Below are 18944 nucleotides of genomic sequence, written 5' to 3'. Positions count from 1 at the left end.
TGCCGCTCCGCTGCCACGGCGAACACGACGTGGTGCAGTTGCGAGGGCTGTGGCTCGGTCACGGGCGCACCAGCCCACGGGGTTTGACGAGGCCGAGATCGAAGTGGTTGACCCAGCCGGGCGGGGCGTCACAGACGTCGGGTATCGCATTGATGGCGCCCATCGCCGTCCAGTCGTAGCCGGGGTGCGTCATTGTCCCGTCCGGCTTTTCGACGCCCGCGAGGGTGAGCTCGGTGTCCGGATCGCCCTCGATGAGGATGCGGTACTGGGTCGTGCCCCAGTCCCACGCCGGGTCCACCTTGTCGCCGGACGTCGTCGTGTACTTCGCGTGGAAGACGATGAGTGGGCGACCGTTCGCCCAGCCCGTCCATTCGTGGTGTTGCGCGGCGACGGTGCCGCGGGGGATCGCACCGAGTTCGTGTGGGATGTCCTCGGTCGCGACGGCCGCCTTCAGGTCCGACGTGACCTCGTCGATCGTGACTCCGAGGCCTTCGGCGATCATGTACATCGACTGCGCAAAGAAGATCTTTCCGAATCCCAGAATGGTTGGCTCGGAGAGGAACTTGTCCTTTTCCTTGCCGAACCCCATCCAGTCGATGTGATCCAGCGGTGCGTCCGTAAGCACGTTGACCACCTCCTCGACCACCACCTTGTCGATCCTGCTGGCCACCCGTGCCAGTGTCAGCGGCAGGATGTCGCCCGCATAGCCCGGGTGGATTCCGCCTGCGTGGAACGACGTTTCACCGTCCCGGCAGGCCGCGCGGATCCGTTCGCCGTCGTCCCGGAAGTCAGGGGAGGGATGGAAGAACCCGCTCGTCGTCACGACGTTCTTCCCCGACCGCAGGAGGCGGCACACGGTGTCGACGTCCATGATGATCGGCGTGTAGAACACACAGTCGGCGTCGGTGGCGATGATCGATTCGACGTCGTCGGTGGCGATCAGCCCGATCGGATCGACACCGGCGATCTCACCGGCATCCTTGCCGACCTTGTCCGCGCTGTGCACCAGCACCGCGACGAGGTCGTACACCGGGTTGTCCGCGAAATGCCGCACGCCGACCTGCCCGACATCGCCTGTCATCCACTGAATGACCCGATATGTCTTGTCAGGCATGGAGAACTCCCCGTGGCAGTAATAGCGGCAGATCGTTGTATGTCGCGATCCCGGGTGGCGCCGCGACGACGGCCGGTATGGCGTTGACGGCGGGTACCGCCGTGATGGTCAGGCCGAGCAGGATGTACTCCTCGATCGTCTCCGCCACGAAATCCGCAGGAGGTTCGAAGGCCAGGGTGGTCTTGATCGTCGGCCGCCCTTCGACCGTGATGTTGTACCCGAACCCCATCTCCCAGGTAGGTTCCAGGGCTTGGCCTTTGGTCCATACTGCCCGTACTTCGACGACGTCTCTGCCTCCGGCATAGCCCTTCCAGCTCACGTCGATGCCCGCCACGCAGCCCTTGGCGATGACCCAGTCGCCGGGCAGGTTGACGTCCTCGGTGGCCTGGGCGTACTTGGCTTCGCAGCGGATGTCGTCGAGGTCCACCCCTAGGGCGTCGGCAACGAGCATGACCGCTTCGCGGAAGATTCCCGATCCCTCCTCGGTCACCGCGAGCAGATTGGGGTGATCGATCGGGTATCCGAACCCCATGATCTTCTCGGTCTCCGGCGAGTTGTAGATCGTGGTGTCGAAGGACTCCTCGATGTACACCCGATCGATTCGATCCGACAGCCCTGCCGACACAATCGCGAAGAGCTGGATGAAGCCGGGGTTCAGTCCGCTGCCGAAGATCGTCGAGCCACCGAGTTCGCAAGCCTTGGCGACGCGTTCGCGTCCGGCGCCGAGCCGGTGGCCGGTGATGAACTCCGATGTGGTGACGACGTTGATGCCCGCTTCGAGAATGCGAACCAAATGGTCGACGTCGGCGAACATCTGGTTGTAGACCACGCAGTCGGGCTCGAGGGCGATCAGCGCATCGACGTCGTCGGTGGCCAACACCCCGAGCGCTTCGATGCCGCACAGTTCCCCCGCATCGCGGCCCACTTTGTCCGGTGACCACGCGTAGCAGCCGACCAGCTCGAGCAGCGAGTTCTCGACGATCGCGTGCACCGACTTCGTGCCGATGTTGCCGGTCGTCCACTGAACGATTCGGTAGGTCATATGGTGGTCCGCGCGCCTGGAGTGAACACGACGGGTATCTGCCGGAACCCGCGCGTCACCGAGTTCCCATGGAAGACCGCAGCATTGCTCGACGCCAAAGTGCAGTCCGGCATCCGAGCCAACACCTGCTCGAGGCCGACGACAAACTCCAGTCGTGCCAGATTGGAACCGAGGCAACGATGGACGCCTGCTCCGAATCCGAGGTGCCGATTCGCCTGCCGATCGAGGACGCAGCGATCGGGATCCGGGAACTCCGAGGCGTCACGGTTCGCCGAGGCGTAGTTAACGATCACCGATTCGCCGGGGCAGAAGGTATGGCCGCTCAGCTCGACGTCCTTCGCGACCGTCCTGGGTATGCCGTGGATCGATCCCGCGAACCGGATGAACTCCTCGACGGCTTTCGGCATGATCTCGGGCTCGGCGATGAGTCGGTCGCGTTCCTCGGGATATGTTGCGACATAGTGGAATGCGAACGACATTGCGCTCGCCGTCGTCTCGAGACCCGCCTGCACGAGGAGCATCGCGTTCGCGACGACGTCGCCGAACGGCAACTTCTCACCGTCGATCTCTGCGGAGAGAAGTACGTCGATCATGTCGTCTCGCGGGGGCTCGCTGGTGCGTGCCGTCACGGCGTCGTGGAGATGCTGATACAAACCGCCCCAGGCGGCCATGCGGGATTCTTCGGTCAATCCGTTGAGCGCTGTGTCAGTCAACTCGATGCACAGGGGGACGTCGTCGATGGGCATGCCGAGCAGGTACTTGAAAAACACGATGCCCGGCTGTCGCCACGCGACCTGTGCGAGATCGCCCTTTCCCTCCTCGATGAAGCTGTCGATCAGAAGGTCGGTCTCGGCTCGGATCTGGGGTCGCAGCGCCTTCATCCGAGCCGGTGAGAAGTACGGGTTGAGGACCTTGCGGAACTTCTGCTGTCTCGGTGGGTCGAGCGTGATCACGAGATCACCCGCGAGTTGTTCGGCTCCTGCGGGGGTCGGATTGCTCGAGAAGTTCTCCCAGTCCTGCAGGATCTTGTAGCACTCCGCATAGCGATTCGCCACCCACGCGCCACCGGGGGTGGCGCTCAGGAACGGTGTATCGGTGTGTGAGAACGGCGTATTCCGTCGCATCACGTCGTACACGTCGTACAGAAAATCGTTGTCGTTGAAGTCCTCGTGGCGAAGGTCCAAGTTCGCCGCATGGTCTTCGGGCGATTTCATCGTCACGGTGCCGCAGCGCCTTCCTGCTCCGCCGCCTGCCGGGCCATCCGCTCGTCATGGATGCGCACCAGTTCGCGCCAACCGATCCGGTTGTACTTCGGCACAGGCTGAATGCCCCATTCATCCTGGGCGGTGTCCTTGCCTTCGGCTCCTTCGGGCGGTCCCAACGGCGGATACGGCACCTTGCATTCCAACGCGTCGTCGGAGTAGCGGACCTTGAGCAGTTCACTGCAGATCTCGGTGAGGCTCAGCGTCGGATAGCCGTAGTACACGGCCATGAACGGCAGCGTGAAGGCGCCTTCGATGACGAGGGCGATCAGGCATACGAGCACCGCCCGCTTGATATACCGGTGCATGCGCGCGTAGTACGGGGTGGTTCCGGCCGGAAGATCCTCGGCCCTTTCCTCTGTGGCCTCGGGTGTGGTGGTCACGGCGCTTCTCCTTAAATCTGTTCAGTCGGTGAAGATTTCGCGATTTACCGTGTGTAGATACGGGATCGCGAGAAAGGGGGTGATGTAGAAGATGTCGTAGAGCCACCAGCCGATGACAGGGAACACGACCCCGGCGAAGCGCACGTCGGCGTACATCGTCATGTTCCATACGTAGACACACCAGATCAGTACACCCATCCAGCAGGTGATGATCATCCACTGGTGGCCCCATCGCTTCATTTGCAGGAATCCGATCGCCGCGGCGCATCGCATCGCGAAGACCGTGAGAATCATCCCGAACACCATGGACTTCTCGCCCGGCCCTGCGGCGCCGCCGACCCAGAATTCGTTGTAGTGCCAGAAATAGCCGCCGTCGAACATGGCACCCCAGCCGACCATAAGGACGCGGTTGATCAGCGTGTGGTTGGCGACGAGGTCCAGGGCCCAGCCCAAGCTGTTGAGCATCCCGTCGATCAGCACCAGATAGCCGATCAGGGTGACAATCATCGGCCGGACCGACAGACCGGCACGCAGCGCTTGTCGCTGCAGCCAGACGCCACGCATGAAGATGGGGAATCCGATCAACCCGGGTGCCCACATCCCCATCAGTGCGGCGCCGACGATCATCCACTTGTCGGCGCGGCGCTGAGCAAGCCGGGATGCGTCGTGGTGTTCCTCGAGGCTGACGGTCCCGTCCGGCGGGGTGACCGACTTGTTCCCCGAAATGCGGTTCAGCAGTGGAAGGTTCACAACTCCCACCACCCCCGTGCGAACGACATGTAGAGCTGGATGCCGAACATCAAGGCCAGATAGCCGTAGACCACGATCTGCAGGATGATGAGCGCCTTCTTGCGCTGCCTCTCCTTTTGGTCCATATCGGGTAGCTCCTTCCTAGTGAGGCGTGCTCGAGCGACCGGCGCCGGCCAGGCTGGCCACCGCGATTTCACGTAGTCCGTCGGTGATCGCACCGTCGGTGGACAGAGGCGCCAGAATGCAGGCCTCGGCGGCTTCCAGTTCGGTGGCACCGGCGGCAATCAACTGCGCGGCGGTGACCAGAACACGGGTGGAGGGTGGCTCGAAGTGGAAGGCGTCGTCTGCGGTCCGGATGGCTGTGGCGCAGGCGACGAGGCGTTGTGCCGACGGCAGCGCGACATTCGCCTCGGCGACAATCACCTCGGCTTCGCGGTCGGCCGGTAAATACCTCATGGGAAGGGTGACGAACCGCTGGCGGAAGGACGGCTTGAGCTCTTTGAGAGAACTGCGGTATGCCGGGTTGTAGGAACAGACGAGCATGAATGTCTCAGGCGCCTCGACGACTTCGCCCGCTCGGTCGAGATAGAGGGATCGGCGATGATCGGTCAGCGAATGAAGGATGGCCAACGAATCGTGGCGCGCTTCCACCACCTCGTCCAGGTAGCAGATGGCACCCGACTTGACCGCGCGAGTGAGGGGGCCGTCCGTCCACACCACGTCACCGCCGGTCACCATGAACCGGCCGACGAGATCCGAACTGGTCAGATCGTCGTGACAGCTGATGGTGACCACGGGCCGGCCGAGTAAGAGGCCCATGTGCTCCACCAGGCGCGTCTTCCCGCATCCGGTCGGGCCGGTGAGCATGACAGGCAGACGTCGATGGTAGGCCTGTTCGAACAACTTGACTTCGCTGTCGTTCGAGTAATAGGTGTCGTTGGTCATCGCTTCCTCGGATGTGTTTCGGTCATGCGGAGACAAGTTGGCGGTGGACGTGGGCAAGCACTCGGGGAAGGTCCTCCACCCGCCGGATACGTTGGGAGCGGCGGGGTCCGAATACCTCGGGCAGCGGGTCGACCCGGGTCGGTCCGACGCCGACGTAGTAGATGGAGACACCCGCGTCGTTGGCCTCCTCGACCGCATGTGCTGCGTCGGCCCACGCGTAGCGGCCCTCGTAGCCCTCATCGGATATCAACCCGTCTCCGATCACGATGAGCAGGCGACGCTCGGACGGTTGAGCCAACAGTCGACTCGTCAAGTGGCGCAACGGCGCACCGAGCCTGGTGTATCCGCCGGTGGCCAGGCCCAGCCGGCTCGGGGGTACGAATCGCCGATCCTCGAAGTCCTTGAGGCAGCTGACTTCGACGCGGTGGCGGGTGTTGCCGGTGAAAACGAAAATGCCGTGCCGTTCGCGCGCGAGCGACATCGCCTTGGACAGCGCATCGGCACAGGCCAGCTCGAGTTTGAAGATCGTTCCGCCGTGCACTCCCAACGACGAACTGCCGTCCAGCAGTAGAGCCGTGGTGACGTCGCGGCTACTGGGTAACAGCTCACGGAAGATGCGCGGCTCGATCGCCTCGCCGGTGGTGAGGTCGATGTAGTGGCGCACGTACTGCTCGACGTCCAGGTCGGAACCATCCTCGAGGCGGCCTTGCATCGCGCGATGGGTGTGTTCGGAGAACCACTTCCGGAGTTCGGCGGATGCCGCTTCGGTCTCGCGGGTCCGGCTGACATGTGCACGTTCGAGGACGGCAACGTGGTCAGGCATGAAACTCTTTGTCCAGGAGTTCCATTCGGGATATGGAATGCCCGGCCGGTGCTCGGGCGTGATGTCGAGGTCGTTTTCGTGCGGCCGGCTCGGCGGCGGCAGATTGGGGTTACGCACGCCCCCGTCGCCGCCGACGGGGACGGAGTGCGCCCGCGGTAGGCGCTTCTGCGTCGTTGTCCAGGGCAACCTGCCGAAGCTGCGGCGCAGCTTGTCGGTCAGACCCTGCGGTGCCGTATAGGCCAGCGGCAATCTGCCCAGCAGCGGATGAAGACTCAGCGGCTGGCTGGCACGCGCCAACGAAACTGCGCGGTCCAGCATCTCGTTGCCGTCCATGTCGGCAGGCAACACCGATAGGCCGGGTAGCACCCGGTGGGCTTCATCGAGCAGACCGGGCCAGTGCGACGCGATCCAGCCCAAAGCGACACCGCCTTCGACGAGGGTCAGTGCGCGGAGTTCGCGCGCCGACAACTCGTTGAGCCGGAATGCGGTGAGCCTGTCTTTGGACGGCGAACATTGAAGAGCGATGCCACAAGTGAGTGTTCGGCGCGTCCAATCGCGTTGTATCGACGGGTACGGGACATGCACGAAGTCCAGGCTCGAACTCAGGCTGAACTCGCGATGCTGACCGGTCACCAGACGCACACCCTCGCGACGCTGGTCGCTCAGGGCGACAGCGGTCACGGCGCAACTGCGTTCGACCGCCATTGCGTGCGCGTCGGAGAGGTCGGTCATCGATGCCTAGAACGTGCCGAGGCTCGAGAACATCCAGTACCAGAACCAGATGACGAGTCCGGTTCCGCCCCACGCTGCGACGTAGCGCAGGATTTCCCAGATCCAGTCCATTGTCAGACCTCCTTGATGATGCCGCGGACGGCGTTGTCGACGAGTTTCGTGAGCATGGTGTCGCGCTGGTCGGCGTCGTCAGTGGTGGTCAGCACGCCGTACACGCCGAGCAGGAAAAATATCGCGGTGTAGAACGCGTCCACCTCAGGATGTACCGAGCCGTCGCCACGGACTCGCTCGATCTCGCGGACCAGCAGCACGATCACGGGATGATCGGTCCAGTCGTCCGCATGGGGCCGGGTCGGTGAAAAGTGCAGCGCTAGTAACTCCTTGAAGAGGACTGGACCCACGCTCTGCTCGAGGCCCTTGATGATGCCGGCTATCTCGGTCAATATCGCACGAAGACTGTGAGCACCTTCCAGGAAGCGCTCGAAGTCGGCGGCCATGCGAGCTTCTTCGCGGTGCTCCAATTCGTAGAGCACGTGTTCCTTGCTCGGGAAGTGGAAGAAGAAGGTGCCGTGAGCCACTCCCGCAGCGGCGGCTATCGCGTTCACATCCGCGCCGCTCATTCCTGAGCGCTTGAACTCGGCGAGTGCGGCGCCGAGTACGCGCTCCCGCGTCTGAAGACGGCGCAACTCGCGCGTCGTCGTCTTGGTCTGTGACGTCATCGTCTGCCTTTTTAGCGCAGTTACTGACCAGAGTCAATGAGTTAAGTCATTGAGTGCTCGATTCAGTCGGTGAATATCTCGCGGTTCACCGAATGCAAGTAGGGAATCGCCAGGAACGGCGTGATGTAGAAGATGTCGTAGAGCCACCATCCGACCACCGGCAGAACGACGCCGGCAAACCGTACGTCGGCGTACATGGTCATGTTGAAGACGTACAGACACCAAATGAGCACGCCCATCCAGCAGGTGATGATCATCCACTGGTGGCCCCAGCGCTTCATTTGGAGGAATCCGATCGCGGCGGCGATCCGCATCGTGAAGACCGTGAGAATCATTCCGACTTCCATGGCTTTCTCACCAGGGCCCGCGGCACCGCCGATCCACAGCTCGTTGTAGTGCCAGAAATAACCGGCATCGAACATTGCACCCCAGCCGTTCAACAGGATTCGGGCGAGAATCGTGTGATTGGCCACCAGATCGAGTGCCCATCCGACGGTGTTGATGGCGGCATCGATGATGACGAGATAGCCGATCAGTGTCACCAGCATCGGCCGGACGCTGAGGCCTTCGCGCTGTGCCTTGCGCAATAGCCACACTCCCCGCAGGAAGAGCGGGAGGCCGAAGATGCCGAGGGCCGCTGTGCCGATGAGGATACTGCCGGAGATGAGCCACTTGTCGGCCTGCCGCTGGGCCAGCCGCGAGCGTTCCATGTGCTCGTCCAGGCCGCTGCCTGACAGTTTCGCCGGCGCAACGGCATCGCGTTTACGGCCCAGATTCAACGTGGGCAAATTCATGGAGACTGACTATAGTCAATCAACTGAAGTAGTCAATCGGCTACTTCGGAGCGATGCTGCGAAGTGTCCTCGTCACGTAGTCCTCGATCATGGCGGTCTGGCCGGGCCAATCGTGTGTCGTCGTCAGCAGCGCGTACAGCCCCAGCAGGAAGAACACCGCGCTGTTCATCGGGGTCACCCCGGGGTCGACATCACCGCGCTTCTGCGCCTGCTCGATCTCCTGGGCCACTTCCACGATCACCGGATGCTGATGGCTCTCGTCCGATGGTGGCCGGGTCTGTGAGAAGTGCAGCGCAAGAAAGTCTTTGAACAAGACGGCACCGAGCCGTCGTTCCAGTCCCATGACGAGACGGACCGCCTCGGTGAGTGTGGCGGGCAGGTCGTGCTTCGCCCCGGTGGAGCGCGCGAGCTGCTTGGCGATCCGCTGTTCCTCGCGCTGCTCCAGCTCGAGCAGCACGTGCTCCTTGGTGGGGAAGTGGAAGAAGAAGGTGCCGTGTGCGACGCCCGCGGCGGCGACGATCGCGCCGACATCGGCGTCGGCCATACCCGCGCGTTTGAACTCGGCGATCGCCGCTCCCATCAGGCGTTCGCGGGTCTGCAAACGCTTGGTCTCCCGCGCGGACGGCTTGTCTACCACTGTCATACACCGACTCTACCGTCTGCAGGCGACAAAGTGCCCCCCGCTCGATTGACTTCAGTCAATTAAGGCCGTTAGATGATCAGCACTCGACGGAGAGGACCGGTATGGCGCTGGAGCAGTTCAATCTCGACGGACAGGTGGCGATCGTGACAGGCGCCGGAAAGGGCGTCGGCCAGGGCATCGCGAGGGTCCTTGCCGAGGCGGGTGCGACCGTTGTCGGCACCGCGCGAACCGAGTCCGACATCGTGGGAACGATCGAGGGAATCGAGAAGGCCGGCGGCAAGGGACTGGCGATTGTCGCCGACGCCATCAGCCGGCCCGACGGTGAACGCGTCGTATCGACGGCGATGGAGCGGTTCGGCCGCATCGACATCCTCATCAACAATGTCGGCGGCTCGTCGTACGCCCGGTTCCTGGACATCACCGACGAGGACTTCAAGCACACGTTCGACTGGTGCGTGACTTCGGCGTTCATCATGAGTCAGCTCGTCGCGCCCCACATGATCGAGGCCGGCCACGGCAACATCGTGAACATCTCGTCGGGATCGGCCCGTTTCGGCATCCGTGCGCTGACGGCCTACTGCGTCGCGAAGGGCGGACTCGAGGCCCTCACGCGGGCCATGGCGCAGGAGCTCGCACCGAAGATCCGCGTCAACGCCATCGCGCTGGGGTCCTTCGCCACCGACGGACTGCAGGGCAGTCTGGACATGATGCCGGGATCGCGGGAGAAAATGGAGGAGACCACGCCCCTGCACCGTCTCGGCGACGTCGCGGACCTCGGGCGGTTGTGTGTTTACCTGTCCACGCGTGACTGCTACGCCACGAACGCTATCTTCCATGTGGACGGCGGCATCGATTCCAACAACTCACCGCTGCCCATCCCCGACTACTGAGCGAGGACCGAGATGCGAAGAGTGGTGCAGTTCTCCACCGGCAACGTCGGACAACATTCACTGAAGGCCATCATCGGGCGGCCCGATCTCGAGCTGGTGGGGGTGCATGCCGCGAGTCCCAACAAGGTCGGACGGGATGCCGCGGAACTGTGCGGGTTGACCGAGCCGACGGGCATCATCGCGACCGATGACGTCGACGCGCTGATCGCGCTGAAGCCCGATTGCGTCGTCTACACCGCACAGGCCGAGACGCGGCCGATGGAGGCCATCGAGCAACTGTCGAAGCTGCTGGCCGCAGGCATCAACGTCGTGGGCTCGTCGATGGTGTGGCTGGTGACACCGAGCCAGGCCGATGACTGGCTGCGGGGGCCGCTGGACAAGGCCTGCGCTGAGGGCAACTCGTCGTTGTATGTGAACGGGATCGACCCGGGCTACTCGGGCGACACGGAGGTGCACACCGCGCTGAGCCTGGTCACCCGCGCTGAGTCCATCCTTGTTCAGGAGATCTTCGACTACGCGAACTACGATGACTTCGAGTTCACCGGCAAGTCAATGGGTTTCGGCCTGACCGCCGATGAGGAACAACCGATGTTCTTCCTGCCCGGCGTGCTGACCACGATGTGGGGTGGACCGGTCCGCAACCTCGCCGACCAACTGGGCATCGAGCTCGACGAGGTGCGGCAGCGGATCGAGCCCTGGTACACCGACAAGAAGATCGAGTGCAAGATGTGCACGGTAGAGCCCGGTGGCATGGCCGCCGTGCGGTTCGCGGTCGAGGGTGTGCACAACGGAGTGCCGGTGATCACGATGGAGCACATCACCAGACTCACCGCCGTTTCCGCGCCGGATTGGGAGTACCCACCCGATGGCAAGCCCGGTGTTCACCGCGTGGTGGTCGAGGGCGAACCTCGCGTCGAACTCAACACCCACGTATCCGATCCGGTCCTCGACGTGACTGAGGCCGGGTGCGTCTCCACCGCGGCCCGCGTCGTCAACGTGATCGACTGGGTCTGCGCCGCCCCTGCGGGATTGATTGCGATCGAGGATATTCCGCAGGCAGAGGTCATCCGCGGCTTGATGTGGTGAGCGCATCTCCCGCCGGACGGGTCGCCGGCAAGCGGGTCCTGATCACCGGCGCCGCGCGCGGTTTGGGCCGCAGCCACGCGGTGAGACTGGCCGAGGAGGGCGCAGACCTCATCCTCGTCGACCTGTGCCGGTCTCTTCCCGAGATCGAATATCCCCTGGCGACCGAAGAGGATCTCGCGGAGACGGTCCGGCTGGTCACTGACCTCGGCCGCCGATGTGTGGGCCGCGTCGTCGATGTCCGCGACGAGGTAGGTCTGAAGTCGGCGGTCGACGACGGCGTCGCAGAATTGGGAGGGTTGGACGGAGCGGTCGCCAACGCCGGTGTCCTTACCGGCGGGCAATGGCACGAGACGACCGGCGAGCACTGGCGCACGGTTGTCGACGTCAACCTCATCGGGGTTTGGAACACGTGTGCGGCGGCGATACCGCACATCCTGAAGCAGGGCGGCGGCAGCTTGGTGACTATCAGCTCGGCAGGCGCTGTCGCAGGATTTCCGCTCCAGGTGCCCTATTCGGCGGCCAAGCACGGAGTGATCGGATTGACCCTGTCGCTAGCCAACGAGCTTGCCGCACAGAGCATCAGAGTCAACACCGTGCTGCCGACGGGTGCACCCACCGGGATGCTTCCGGTCTCTCTTGGCAACGCCCTCGGCGGCGAACGGGCGGACTTGGTACCTCTGTTCATCAACGCGATGCCCACACCATGCGTCGATCCGGTTGATGTGAGTCATGCGGTGCTGTATTTGATCTCCGACGAGTCGCGATTCGTCACCGGACTGCAGTTCAAGGTCGATGCGGGCGTGACGATCAACTAGCCGTGGCGTTGGCGACGGCCTCATCGATCGGGGTGTCACCCGAGATCACTTCGAACGTGTGACCTGTGGTAGCCGGGGTGTCGAGCACCGCGACCAGTACCGCGGCGACATCCTCGCGGGGAATGTCACCTCGGCCGGTCTCGTCTGACAGTTCCACTCGACCCGTCCCTGGGTCGTCCGTGAGATGCCCGGGACGCACGACGGTGGCGTCGAGTGCCTTGCGCGCCCGGATCGCTTCGTCGGCAGCGCCTTTCGCGCGCAGGTATGCCACGAAGACCGGATCGCCGATGTCGTCGGGTGCTTCGACGTCGGCGCCGATCGCGGAGATCAGCACGTACCGCCGCACACCCGCGGCCTCGGCCGCGTCGGCGAGCAGAATGGCGCCGTCGCAGTCGACCGTCTGCTTGCGCTCTGCTCCGCTGCCCGGTCCCGCTCCGGCTGCGAACACCACTGCGTCGGCGTCCTGCAGGTGCGTCGCGATATCGGCGGGGGTGGCCGATTCCAGGTCGACGACCACCGGTTGGGCGCCGACCGCTTCCAGGTCGGCGGCATGGTCGGGGTTTCGGATCAGCCCGACGGCCGTGTCGCCGCGCTGGGACAGCAGACGTTCGAGGACGAGGGCGATCTTGCCGTGCCCACCGGCGATGACGACGCGCATCCCCCTACGCTAGTCGCTCGCGCAACTCCCGCTTGAGGACCTTGCCGTAGCTGTTCTTCGGCAACTCGTCGATGTACTCGTAGCGCTTGGGCCGTTTGAAGCGTGCGATCCGCTCGAGCAGGTGTGTGTCCAACTCGCCGGGCGACGCCGAGCCGACGATGAATGCGACGACGACCTCGCCCCACTCGTCGTCCGGCGCCCCGACCACGCCTGCCTCCTCGACACCAGGATGCTCGAGCAGGATCTCCTCGACCTCGCGCGGATAGATGTTGCTCCCGCCGCTGATCACGACGTCCTTGGAACGGTCCCGCAGGGTGAGAAAGCCCCGCTCGTCGAACGACCCCATATCGCCGGTGCGCAGCCAGCCGTCCTGCAGTGTCTTGCCGGTGGCGTCCGGATTGTTCCAGTAGCCCACCATGACAACGTCTCCGCGACAGACGATCTCGCCGATCTCACCCGGGACGGCCGGTGTGCCGTCGTCGCGCAGCACTGCGACGTCAACGCCCGAGCGGGCGTAGCCGACCGAGCCTAGGATCGCGTCGTCGGCACCGATGTGGTCGGCACGGCGCAGACCCGTGATCGTCATTGGCGCCTCGCCCTGACCGTAGAGCTGCACGAAGACCGGCCCGAACGCCGCCATCGCCTTCTTGAGGCTGTCGACGTACATCGGACCGCCGCCGTAGACGATCGTGCGGAGATCGGTCGGGCAAGGACGCTTCGTCTGCACCAGCCGCTGCACCATCGTCGGCGCGAGAAACGCGCTGCAGCCGGGATGGTGCTCGCACAAGTCCAGGAACTCATCCGGTTCGAACGCTGCCGACTCGGGAATCACCTGCCGTGCACCGCGCAACACATAGGGCGGGATGTACAGCCCCGATCCGTGTGACATCGGCGCCCCGTGGATCAGGCTGCAATTCTGATCAGGCGCGTCGAAGTCGGCGAGGTGCGACACCGTCATCGCCATCAGATTGCGGTGCGTGAGCATCGCACCCTTCGAGCGCCCGGTCGTCCCGCTGGTGTAGAACAGCCACGCCAGCGTCGCCGGATCGGTGACACGTGGCCGATTTGCCGCAGCGCCCGCCAGGCGGGCCGAATACTCCTGTGAATCAACGGTTTCGACGGGCACGTCGGTGAGGGACGTCAGCTGCGCACCGATCTTGGATGATGCGAAGACCAGCGCGACGCCGGCGTCGTCGAGGATCTGCACCATCTCGCGCGGATGAAGTTTGAAGTTGATCGGCACGACCACGCATTCGGCGGCCCAGGTCGCGAACATCAGCTCGACGATCTCGGGGCGGTTCTCGCTGGCAACGGCGATGCGGGTGCCCGGCGCACCGAGCGTGGCCGCGAGTCGCAGCGCACGGTCGCGCAGTCCGTCCCACGTATGCAGTTGGCGTTCGCCACAGAACACCGCGCCGCGCTCGCCGAAGCGGTCGGCGGTCTGATCCAGGAGGCCGAACAGGTTCACGATTCTTCGCTCTTCCCGCAAGCGCTCATCACTGCCGCTCGATCCAATCGGCGTTGAGCGCGAAGTCCGAGAGGTACTTGGTGGACGTCCAGCCCCCGTCGACGGCGATCTCCTGCCCGTTGATGAAGCCTGCCCCGTCGCTGCACAAGAACGCGACGGTGCTCGCGATGTCGTCGACCTCGCCCAGTCGCGGATACGGCGTCATCTCGGTGTTGATCTTGCGGAACCTCGGGTCTTCGAGGCGCGTCGCCACCATCGGCGTCAGCGTCACCCCGGGGGCGACGGCGTTGCAGCGGATACCCTGCGGCCCATACTGCGCGGCGATGTGTCTGGTCAGGGATGTCAAACCGCCCTTGGCCGCCGAGTACGCGCCGCCGCGCAACCCACCCACGATCGCGAACGTCGACGTGATGTTGATGATCGCCGAGCCGGACTGCATGTGCACGACCGCCTCCCGTGCCAACCGGAACGGCGCGCGCAGCATCAAACCCAGGAAATAGTCCAGTGATTCGTCGTCGGTCTCGTGCAGCGGCTTGGGGCTGCCCACTCCCGCGTTGTTGATCAGGAAGTCGATGCGACCCCAGCGTTCGATCGCCGCATCGACGATCCGGCGTGGTCCATCGTCGGCGGTGAGGTCGACGGCGAGGGTCTCGATATGGTCCGGGTCGCAGCTCTTGAGCTCCGCGAGCCTGGCTTCGTCGCGGCCCGTCCCGAGGACCGCCATCCCCTGCTCGGCGAGCTTTGTCGCGCACCCGTGGCCGATACCGCTACTCGCACCGGTGACGATCGCAACCTTCATGTCAGTCCACCTTCGCTAGCGTCGCTCGGATCTGATGTTTGAGGACCTTGCCCGCGTCGTTCTTCGGCAGTGCGTCCCAAATGACGATCTGCTCGGGAATTTTGAACTTGGCCAGCCCCTCGGCGATCAGAAGTTCGGCAAGGCCATCCAGTTCGGGTGCGCGTTGACCGGTCGTCACGATGACCGCGCATGCCCGTTCGCCGGTGCGCTCGTCGGGAAGCCCGACCACCGCGATCTCCGCGATGCCCGCATGCCCGATCAGAAGGTCTTCCACTTCCTTGGGCGAGATGTTCTCACCGTTGCGGATGATGATGTCCTTCGCTCGGCCGGTGACCACCACGTAGTCGTCGTCGACCCATCGGGCGAGATCGCCGGTGCGGAAGTATCCCTCGTCGTCGAACGACGCGGTTTCGTCCTCGGTGTGGAGATAGCCGACGAGCATCTGCGGGCCCCGCGCGCGGATCTCACCGTCGACAAGCTGGATGTCGGCGATGCCGCCCCGACCGTCGGTGTCCGCAGCATGATTTACATCGTCGAGAGAACCCACCGTCGTGACGGGCACCTCGGTCGATCCGTACACCCGGGATACCGCGGCCTTGTCGAAATAGCCAGCCGCCCTGCGGATCAGCGACGGTGGCACCGAGGCTCCGCCGCAGATGAACACCTTGAGATCGGGCAGCGTTGTGCCTGCCCGCTCGGCGGCGTCGAGCAGCCCGACGAGAAACGGTGTGGCTCCCGCCATATGCGTGCAGCGTTGGCTGAGCATCAGCGAGACCGCGCGGTCCGGGTCCCAACGGTCCATCAGCACCGCGGCGGTACCCAACAGCAGGGGGCATTCGAACGCATAGATCGATCCACCGATGTGCGCGATCGGGGATGGCACGAGGAACGTGTCGCCCTCGGTCACCAGCCAGTGCTTTCCTATCTGACGGATCAGCGCGTGGATCGAATTGTGAGTGTGCAGAACGCCCTTCGGACGTCCCGTCGTACCGGACGTGTAGAGGATCATGCGCACCGCATCTGGATTCAGCACCGGTAGCACCGCTGCGGCGCCGCCGTCGAACAGCGACGCATACGGCGTGTGACCGTCACCGCGGACCACGATGACGTCCGGCGGCGAAGGCATCTGCGCCGTCACCCGATCCAGCATGGCGCCGTAGTCGTGATTGCCGAAGGTCGACGGCACGAAGATCGCGCGACTGTCGGCGTCGGACAGGATGAAGGCGAGTTCACGGTCCCGTAGCGACGGCAGGATCGGGTTCACGACCATGCCCGCCAGGGTCGCGCCGAGGTAGATGACGGCGGCTTCATGCCAGTTGGGCAGCATGAAGGACACCACGCTGCCCGCGGGCATCCGCGCCAACAAGGTCTGGGCCAGAGCGGTCGCCTGCCCGTGCAAGTCCTTGCAGTCGATCCGAACATCGCCGTCCACCAAAACCGTTCGGCCTGGTGTCGCCCTTGCGGCGTCGCGCAGTGAGTCGGCGAGCGTCTCACGCACCCACAGCCCGGACCGGTAGGCCTCGGCGGCGTGCCGTTCGTCGACCCTCACTGTCCGGCCTGCCCCTTGACTCGGCGCATGGTCATCGAATGCCGGTATCGCGATGACGGGTGGGTGTTGACGGTGACCTGTGCGACCTCACCGTCGGACGTCATGTACGTGCGCTGCATCTCCAGCGCTGCGGTGCCGATCTCGACCTGGAGCGCGGCCGCCAATTCGGGTGACACCGCGATCGCGGAGATCTCCTGACGCACTTCGACGATGCTGACCCCGAACAGGTCCTCGATCAGCGGGAAGATGGGCCCCGAATGTCGTTGCAGCAGACGGCCGACCGCGGCGAATGCGCGGTTGATGTAGTACTCCGTCGTGCAGACCGGCGCGGCGGTACCGTCCGCGCGGTGGCCGCGGACGGCGAGCCATTCGGTTCCCACACCGAGGCCGGTGCGCTCGGCGAGGTTTTCGTCGACGACCACCGTCGCGTTGCTCTCGATCGTGAGCTGCGCTCCAGAGGCGAATGCGAGTAGATCGTTGATCGACATCACGTCCTGGGCATAGCTGTTCGCCTCGGGACGCGGCACCACCAGCGTGCCTGCGCGTGGCCGGGATGCGACGAGGTTGTCGTCACGAAGCCGTCGCAATGCCTCGCGAACGGTGTAGCGGCTGACCTCGAACCGCTCGCACAGTTGTTGTTCCGTCGGCAGTTGGGAGCCGACGGGGTACACCCCGTCGACGATCTCCTTGCGAAGGGTTCGCGCGACCTGCAGGTACCGGTGGTCTGCCGGCGTGACCGTCATGTGCGTCGCAATGCCAGAACGCTGCCGTCGCCGTCGGCGGACACATACAGGGTGCCGTCGGGACCCGCGGTGATGCCTGCGAAGGGTCCCTGAGGTCCGGAGAACGGCGGCATTCCCTTGAGCGGCTTGGGATCGACACCGGGCGGAGGTCCGACCGGCAGGCCCGCGGCGACGGTGTGGCGCTCACCGCTGGCCAGCTCGACCGCGACGACCTCTTTCGCTCCCGCGTCGACGATGTACAGCTGACCGTCGGCGACGTGGATACCCTGCGGCCGCTGCAATCCGTCGACGACCGTCTCGGTCGAACCGGCCAGCCGCACGACACGGCCGGCACCGGACTCCGCCACCAGCGGCACCCCGTCGGGCCCGAACGCGACACCGACCGGATCGGCAAGTCCGGACGCGAGGAGTTCGACGTTGCCCGACCGCAGCGCGTGCACGCTTCCGGTGCCCAGCTCGGCGAACACGATGGTGTCGCCGGGACCGATGGCGACGCCGTAGAGCTGGTCGAAGCCGTCTGCGAGGTAGTCGGTTTCGCCGTCGCGCGGACGGTAGCGGCCGATTTGGCCGCCCGACGTCGCGACCACGAATGCCCCTCCGCCCGCAGGAGCCAGCCCGCGCAGAAAGCCGGGATACCCCGGTGTGAACAGCATTCCGACGGTCTCCAGCGAGCCGTCGTCGCCGACCGCGTAGAAGTAGGTGCCGTCGGCGACGTAGAGCCGGCCGTCGTCGCCGACGACCAGGTCCAGCGGCCAGTTCAATCCGCCGGCCAGCGCCGTGCGCGTTTGACCTCCGGCAAGGACCTCGGTGATCTCGCCGGTGAAGTTGGAGACGAAGAGCCGGTCACCGACGAAGGTCAGGTTGTCCAGGCCGGGCTGCAGCTGTGCCAACAGCGTCTTGTCGCCGGTGCGCGGATCGATGCGCAAGACCTGACCGCTGGCCACCTGCGTGGACACGATGTTGCCCTTTTGATCGAACTTCAGTGCATCGGGTACGCCGAGATCGCCCGTCACCCGTTGCGGCGCACCGCCTTCGGGGCTGATGCGCCAGATCTCGTTGGCGGTCATCAACGGGTAGTACAGCATCCCGTCGGGCCCGACCTCCATCGCGTTCGGTGATGGCAGATCCTCCAGCAGGATGCGCGAGGCGCCGGTCGCCCGGTCGAGCTCCATCAGCCGTCCGCCGTCGCGGCATTCGTTGATGAACAACCGGTCCTGGAAGACGGTGATGCCGTTCGCGCATGGCAGGTCGTCGCGAAGCACGCGGGCCGCACCGCCGGCGTCGCGCACGCTCACCCGCCCGTCCATCACCTCGGTCGCGTACAGGTGGCCGTTCGTGTCGAAGGCGACGTCGTCGGGCGCGATGATGTCGCTCCCCTTGGGACTGACCGCCTCGACACCGCCGTCAGCCAGATCCAGGGCACTGATCTGGCTGCCGGTCACCTGCGCGACGTACACGCGTCCGTCGGGACCGGTCCGCAGCCCGTTCGCCCCGAACAGGCGGCTCGGTGTCGTGAGCCGCTCGAGCCGCCAACCGTCGGCGGTGGTCGGGTTGGTCGCGATATACCGGGAGGGTGCCGTCGCGGGAACAGTCATGACCCCGGACGCTATCAAGCCCGCCTAGTCCAGACAATAGTGTGAAGCGCCAGCCTGCCTGGCCTTGACGAGGCGATAACCGCTGCGGAATAGTGTTCTGCAATATGCAGAGCACCATATGTTGTCCGGACAAA

General features: G+C 64.6%; 20 protein-coding genes. 3 read left to right on the top strand and 17 right to left on the bottom strand.

What is annotated here, in order from left to right; translation table 11 throughout:
- Window positions 1–58 precede the first annotated feature (58 nt).
- The 11 genes from AB4Z42_RS25200 to AB4Z42_RS25150 form a co-directional block, all read right to left on the bottom strand.
- Window positions 59–1114 (bottom strand): NAD(P)H-dependent amine dehydrogenase family protein, encoded by a 1056-nt coding sequence (locus tag AB4Z42_RS25200; RefSeq protein WP_442011961.1) that lies wholly within the window; start codon window positions 1112–1114, stop codon window positions 59–61.
- Window positions 1107–2156: an NAD(P)H-dependent amine dehydrogenase family protein gene (locus AB4Z42_RS25195; RefSeq protein ID WP_442011960.1), complete on the bottom strand. Its 1050-nt coding sequence runs from the start codon at window positions 2154–2156 to the stop codon at window positions 1107–1109. Before AB4Z42_RS25195 ends, AB4Z42_RS25200 begins: the two co-directional genes overlap by 8 nt.
- Entirely contained in the window at window positions 2153–3370 is a 1218-nt protein-coding gene (locus AB4Z42_RS25190) for a cytochrome P450 (RefSeq protein ID WP_442012023.1), read from the bottom strand. Before AB4Z42_RS25190 ends, AB4Z42_RS25195 begins: the two co-directional genes overlap by 4 nt.
- 2 nt (window positions 3371–3372) lie before the next feature.
- Window positions 3373–3801 (bottom strand): hypothetical protein, encoded by a 429-nt coding sequence (locus AB4Z42_RS25185; RefSeq protein ID WP_442011959.1) that lies wholly within the window; start codon window positions 3799–3801, stop codon window positions 3373–3375.
- 21 nt (window positions 3802–3822) lie between these two features.
- Entirely contained in the window at window positions 3823–4551 is a 729-nt protein-coding gene (locus AB4Z42_RS25180; RefSeq protein ID WP_442011958.1) for a hypothetical protein, read from the bottom strand.
- Entirely contained in the window at window positions 4548–4676 is a 129-nt protein-coding gene (locus AB4Z42_RS25175; RefSeq protein WP_442011957.1) for a hypothetical protein, read from the bottom strand. Before AB4Z42_RS25175 ends, AB4Z42_RS25180 begins: the two co-directional genes overlap by 4 nt.
- Window positions 4677–4692: 16 nt before the next feature.
- Window positions 4693–5496: a CbbQ/NirQ/NorQ/GpvN family protein gene (locus AB4Z42_RS25170; RefSeq protein ID WP_442011956.1), complete on the bottom strand. Its 804-nt coding sequence runs from the start codon at window positions 5494–5496 to the stop codon at window positions 4693–4695.
- A 22-nt stretch (window positions 5497–5518) separates the two neighbouring features.
- The gene (locus AB4Z42_RS25165; protein ID WP_442011955.1) at window positions 5519–7051 is read right to left on the bottom strand and encodes a nitric oxide reductase activation protein NorD; all 1533 of its coding nucleotides are present in this window, start codon (window positions 7049–7051) and stop codon (window positions 5519–5521) included.
- A gap of 113 nt (window positions 7052–7164) precedes the next feature.
- A complete protein-coding gene (locus AB4Z42_RS25160; RefSeq protein WP_442011954.1) occupies window positions 7165–7770 on the bottom strand; it encodes a TetR/AcrR family transcriptional regulator in 606 nt (201 codons plus the stop codon).
- 62 nt (window positions 7771–7832) lie between these two features.
- Window positions 7833–8480 (bottom strand): hypothetical protein, encoded by a 648-nt coding sequence (locus AB4Z42_RS25155; protein ID WP_442012022.1) that lies wholly within the window; start codon window positions 8478–8480, stop codon window positions 7833–7835.
- A gap of 124 nt (window positions 8481–8604) precedes the next feature.
- A complete protein-coding gene (locus AB4Z42_RS25150) occupies window positions 8605–9207 on the bottom strand; it encodes a TetR family transcriptional regulator (protein WP_442011953.1) in 603 nt (200 codons plus the stop codon).
- Window positions 9208–9308: 101 nt separating this feature from the next.
- Between AB4Z42_RS25150 and AB4Z42_RS25145 the strand changes: the two genes are divergently transcribed.
- From AB4Z42_RS25145 to AB4Z42_RS25135, 3 genes are read left to right on the top strand one after another with little or no spacing between them, the layout of a single operon-like run.
- Window positions 9309–10097, top strand: a complete 789-nt coding sequence (locus AB4Z42_RS25145; protein WP_442011952.1) for an SDR family NAD(P)-dependent oxidoreductase — start codon at window positions 9309–9311, stop codon at window positions 10095–10097.
- A 12-nt stretch (window positions 10098–10109) separates the two neighbouring features.
- Complete coding sequence (locus tag AB4Z42_RS25140) at window positions 10110–11183, top strand: NAD(P)H-dependent amine dehydrogenase family protein (RefSeq protein ID WP_442011951.1); 1074 nt, start codon at window positions 10110–10112, stop codon at window positions 11181–11183.
- Window positions 11180–11998 carry a mycofactocin-coupled SDR family oxidoreductase gene (locus tag AB4Z42_RS25135; protein ID WP_442011950.1) on the top strand — a complete coding sequence of 273 codons (819 nt, stop codon included), beginning with the start codon at window positions 11180–11182 and terminating at the stop codon, window positions 11996–11998. Before AB4Z42_RS25140 ends, AB4Z42_RS25135 begins: the two co-directional genes overlap by 4 nt.
- On the opposite strand, the gene AB4Z42_RS25130 is transcribed toward AB4Z42_RS25135, so the two are convergent.
- From AB4Z42_RS25130 to AB4Z42_RS25105, 6 genes are read right to left on the bottom strand one after another with little or no spacing between them, the layout of a single operon-like run.
- Window positions 11991–12656: an SDR family oxidoreductase gene (locus AB4Z42_RS25130; RefSeq protein WP_442011949.1), complete on the bottom strand. Its 666-nt coding sequence runs from the start codon at window positions 12654–12656 to the stop codon at window positions 11991–11993. The two genes, AB4Z42_RS25135 and AB4Z42_RS25130, sit on opposite strands and share 8 nt — an antisense overlap.
- A 4-nt stretch (window positions 12657–12660) precedes the next feature.
- A complete protein-coding gene (locus tag AB4Z42_RS25125; protein WP_442011948.1) occupies window positions 12661–14124 on the bottom strand; it encodes an acyl-CoA synthetase in 1464 nt (487 codons plus the stop codon).
- A gap of 28 nt (window positions 14125–14152) precedes the next feature.
- Window positions 14153–14923 (bottom strand): SDR family NAD(P)-dependent oxidoreductase, encoded by a 771-nt coding sequence (locus tag AB4Z42_RS25120; RefSeq protein WP_442011947.1) that lies wholly within the window; start codon window positions 14921–14923, stop codon window positions 14153–14155.
- A gap of 1 nt (window position 14924) precedes the next feature.
- Window positions 14925–16472 (bottom strand): AMP-binding protein, encoded by a 1548-nt coding sequence (locus tag AB4Z42_RS25115; RefSeq protein WP_442011946.1) that lies wholly within the window; start codon window positions 16470–16472, stop codon window positions 14925–14927.
- Entirely contained in the window at window positions 16469–17215 is a 747-nt protein-coding gene (locus tag AB4Z42_RS25110) for a GntR family transcriptional regulator (RefSeq protein ID WP_442011945.1), read from the bottom strand. Before AB4Z42_RS25110 ends, AB4Z42_RS25115 begins: the two co-directional genes overlap by 4 nt.
- On the bottom strand, window positions 17212–18810 hold the full coding sequence (locus AB4Z42_RS25105) for an SMP-30/gluconolactonase/LRE family protein (protein ID WP_442011944.1): 1599 nt from the start codon (window positions 18808–18810) through the stop codon (window positions 17212–17214). Before AB4Z42_RS25105 ends, AB4Z42_RS25110 begins: the two co-directional genes overlap by 4 nt.
- Between the last annotated feature and the right edge of the window lie 134 nt (window positions 18811–18944).

The organism is Mycobacterium sp. 2YAF39, assembly GCF_052114565.1.
Taxonomy (GTDB): domain Bacteria; phylum Actinomycetota; class Actinomycetes; order Mycobacteriales; family Mycobacteriaceae; genus Mycobacterium.
The sequence above is the reverse complement of the archived record's forward strand: the minus strand, read 5'-3'. Positions and strand labels throughout refer to the sequence as shown.

Bases quoted from the DNA above. Each gene is read 5' to 3' on its own strand.
- AB4Z42_RS25150 (WP_442011953.1), bottom strand. From the start codon at position 9,207: ATGACAGTGGTAGACAAGCCGTCCGCGCGGGAGACCAAGCGTTTGCAG.
- AB4Z42_RS25200 (WP_442011961.1), bottom strand. From the start codon at position 1,114: ATGCCTGACAAGACATATCGGGTCATTCAGTGGATGACAGGCGATGTC.
- AB4Z42_RS25165 (WP_442011955.1), bottom strand. From the start codon at position 7,051: ATGACCGACCTCTCCGACGCGCACGCAATGGCGGTCGAACGCAGTTGC.
- AB4Z42_RS25175 (WP_442011957.1), bottom strand. From the start codon at position 4,676: ATGGACCAAAAGGAGAGGCAGCGCAAGAAGGCGCTCATCATCCTGCAG.
- AB4Z42_RS25120 (WP_442011947.1), bottom strand. From the start codon at position 14,923: ATGAAGGTTGCGATCGTCACCGGTGCGAGTAGCGGTATCGGCCACGGG.
- AB4Z42_RS25110 (WP_442011945.1), bottom strand. From the start codon at position 17,215: ATGACGGTCACGCCGGCAGACCACCGGTACCTGCAGGTCGCGCGAACC.
- AB4Z42_RS25160 (WP_442011954.1), bottom strand. From the start codon at position 7,770: ATGACGTCACAGACCAAGACGACGACGCGCGAGTTGCGCCGTCTTCAG.
- AB4Z42_RS25170 (WP_442011956.1), bottom strand. From the start codon at position 5,496: ATGACCAACGACACCTATTACTCGAACGACAGCGAAGTCAAGTTGTTC.
- AB4Z42_RS25195 (WP_442011960.1), bottom strand. From the start codon at position 2,156: ATGACCTACCGAATCGTTCAGTGGACGACCGGCAACATCGGCACGAAG.
- AB4Z42_RS25190 (WP_442012023.1), bottom strand. From the start codon at position 3,370: ATGAAATCGCCCGAAGACCATGCGGCGAACTTGGACCTTCGCCACGAG.
- AB4Z42_RS25140 (WP_442011951.1), top strand. From the start codon at position 10,110: ATGCGAAGAGTGGTGCAGTTCTCCACCGGCAACGTCGGACAACATTCA.
- AB4Z42_RS25145 (WP_442011952.1), top strand. From the start codon at position 9,309: ATGGCGCTGGAGCAGTTCAATCTCGACGGACAGGTGGCGATCGTGACA.
- AB4Z42_RS25105 (WP_442011944.1), bottom strand. From the start codon at position 18,810: ATGACTGTTCCCGCGACGGCACCCTCCCGGTATATCGCGACCAACCCG.
- AB4Z42_RS25155 (WP_442012022.1), bottom strand. From the start codon at position 8,480: ATGGAACGCTCGCGGCTGGCCCAGCGGCAGGCCGACAAGTGGCTCATC.
- AB4Z42_RS25130 (WP_442011949.1), bottom strand. From the start codon at position 12,656: ATGCGCGTCGTCATCGCCGGTGGGCACGGCAAGATCGCCCTCGTCCTC.